Here is a 290-nt window from a genome sequence, read left to right on the forward strand (position 1 = left end):
GGACTGGCGCCCGGAGATCCACGATACCGACGGCCTGTCGCTGTGGACCGGTGCCGGCGAATGGATCTGGCGCCCGCTGCTGAACCCGCGCAACCTGCGCTTCAACATGTTCGTGGACCGCAACCCGCGCGGCTTCGGCCTGCTGCAGCGCGACCGCAACTTCGACCACTACCAGGATGACGGCGTGTTCTACGAGAAGCGCCCGTGCCTGTGGGTGGAGCCGAAGGGCGAATGGGGCGAGGGCTCGGTGCAGCTGGTGGAGATTCCCACCGTGGACGAGACCTTCGACA

1 protein-coding gene is annotated in these 290 nt (G+C 66.9%); it reads left to right on the forward strand.

Annotated elements, in window-relative coordinates; translation table 11 throughout:
• On the forward strand, positions 1 to 290 hold a 290-nt coding region (locus EN845_RS34840), incomplete at both ends, for a glucan biosynthesis protein (RefSeq protein WP_189587455.1).

Source organism: Mesorhizobium sp. M8A.F.Ca.ET.202.01.1.1, from assembly GCF_004791595.1.
In the GTDB taxonomy this organism is placed as follows: Bacteria; Pseudomonadota; Alphaproteobacteria; order Rhizobiales; family Rhizobiaceae; genus Mesorhizobium.